A 1,805-nucleotide genomic window follows, 5' to 3' on the forward strand; every position below is an offset into this window, starting at 1 on the left:
CTGCCCTCAGCCGCCGCCGGGCCCGACCCCGGGGCGGCCCCACACGTGGCGCAGCATGTCGGCCAGCGAGCGGCCGGGCTCCACGGTGAAGCGCTCGTCCAGCACGTCGAGCGAGACGATCCGGTCCACGCGAAAGCCGCGAAAGTCATCGCGCAGCTCGCACCAGGTGGACAGCGTCCAGACCTTGCCCCAGTAAAAGCACCCCAGCGGCCGCACCCGGCGTTCGCTGGGGCGCCCCTGTTCGTCGGCATAGTGCAGCCGCACCACGTGGCGGGACTGCACGGCCTCGCGCAGCGGGCGCAGCAGCGCCTGGGTGCGCGGGTCCACCGCCACGGCCGGGGCATAGAGCGCCTGGGCCTCGGCGGCCGCACGCGCCGCGGGCGGCAGCACCGAGAGGATCTTGCCCAGGGCGCTTTCCACCTCGCCGGCCAGGCCGGTGTCCAGCCAGGACTGCGCCAGCCGGGCGGCGGCGACCAGGGCGTTGGCCTCGCCCTGGCTGAACATGAGCGGCGGCAGGTCGAAGCCCGCGCCCAGGCGGTAGCCCACGCCGGCCTCGCCCTCGATGGGCACGCCCTGGTGCTGCAGGTCGGCCACGTCGCGGTAGATGGTGCGCGCCGAGACCTCCAGCCGCTTCGCCAGGAAGTCGGCCGTGGACAGGCGCCGGCCCCGGATGAGCTGGACGATCTGGAACAGTCGGTCGGCGCGGCGCATGGGTGAGGCAATCGGGGCGGGATCGGGGCGTGGGCGAGGATTGTGCCCTGCCCCGCACAGGGCGCGTCAGCCCTGCACGCCGATGCAGACGGCCACCTGGTCGGGGCCTTCGTAGGCCTCGAAATCGACGTCGAAGCGGCGGCGCGGCACGGGGTGCTGCCCGAAGTGCGCCCACACCGCGACCCAGGTGTCGATCACGGCCTGCGGCAGCGCGCCCTGCCGGCGGAACACGAGGTAGAGGCCGGCCGGCACCTGCACGCGCTCAAGGCCGGGCGCGGCACTGGCGCCGTCCAGGGCCACGCCCGCGAGCACGTCGAACTCGCCCTCGTGGTCCGACGCATACCGGCTGTATACGCCCATCACGCGGGACGGCGCCAGGCCGGGCTGCTGCACCCGCTGGGCCACGCCCTCGGCGGCGAACCGCTGCCACAGCGGGCCGATGCGGGCCTGGGCAGGGTCGCGCTCCTGGCGGTTGCAGGTGCGCGTGGCGATGCCGGCGACGGTGAAGGCGCCGAAGGTTTCCAGGGTGGGGGTCATGCGGCCCGCTCCTTCAGCGCGCCATGGCGTGCAGGCCGACGGTGTTGCCCTCGGTGTCGCACAGGTGCGCGATGAAGCCGATGCCGTTCGGCAGCTCGATGCAGGCATCGATCACGCGCCCGCCCGCCGGGGCGATGCGCTCGACGGCGGCGTCCAGGGCCGGGGCGCAGTCGAGGTAGATGCGCACGCCGGCATCGGGCGCCACGCGGCGGCTCGGGCCTTCGATGAGGCAGCCGCCGGTGGCCGGCCGGTCGTAGGCGAAGACGGCCAGCGGATCGCCGCCCATCGTCTGGCGTTGCATGGGCCGGTCCAGCACCTGTTCGTAGAAGGCCTGGGCGCGGCCGAGGTCGGCGCAGGGGATCTCGAACCAGCTGATGGCGGACACGGAAGAAGCGGGGGCAGAAGAGGTCATGGCGGAAAGGTCCTTTCGGTCGTTGTTGCGAAGGACGCCATGGTGCAGGGGCCCTCCTGACAGCGTCGTGTCAGGAGGCTGCGCCGGCCCGGCCGCGCGGGCTCAGGCGGCGGGCTCGGCCGGGGGTTCGGACGGCGCGTCGGCG

Annotated in this window: 3 protein-coding genes; all 3 read right to left on the minus strand. The window is 74.0% G+C overall.

The annotated features are described in order from the left end of the window. Window positions 1–6 precede the first annotated feature (6 nt). A complete protein-coding gene (locus AC27KI_RS24000; protein ID WP_272565951.1) occupies window positions 7–711 on the minus strand; it encodes a helix-turn-helix transcriptional regulator in 705 nt (234 codons plus the stop codon). 66 nt (window positions 712–777) lie between these two features. Further along, complete coding sequence (locus tag AC27KI_RS24005; protein WP_487116238.1) at window positions 778–1,248, minus strand: GyrI-like domain-containing protein; 471 nt, start codon at window positions 1,246–1,248, stop codon at window positions 778–780. Between the two features lie 13 nt (window positions 1,249–1,261). Further along, window positions 1,262–1,660: a VOC family protein gene (locus tag AC27KI_RS24010; RefSeq protein WP_487116240.1), complete on the minus strand. Its 399-nt coding sequence runs from the start codon at window positions 1,658–1,660 to the stop codon at window positions 1,262–1,264. Between the last annotated feature and the right edge of the window lie 145 nt (window positions 1,661–1,805).

It is taken from the genome of Acidovorax sp. KPB24-03 (assembly GCF_057546605.1).